Genomic DNA, 265 nt, shown 5'->3' on the forward strand with positions numbered 1-265 from the left:
CATGCAAGTCGAGCGGACTTATCCTTCGGGATAAGTTAGCGGCGGACGGGTGAGTAACACGTAGGCAACCTGCCTGTAAGATCGGGATAACTACCGGAAACGGTAGCTAAGACCGGATAGATGGTTTCTTCGCATGAAGAGATCAAGAAACACGGGGCAACCTGTGGCTTACAGATGGGCCTGCGGCGCATTAGCTAGTTGGCGGGGTAACGGCCCACCAAGGCGACGATGCGTAGCCGACCTGAGAGGGTGATCGGCCACACTG

1 rRNA gene is annotated in these 265 nt (G+C 56.2%); it reads left to right on the forward strand.

The window, feature by feature from the left end:
* A 16S ribosomal RNA gene (locus ACZYR9_RS27875) occupies nucleotides 1-265 on the forward strand; the annotation flags it as partial.

The organism is Paenibacillus sp. F024 (assembly GCF_057814255.1).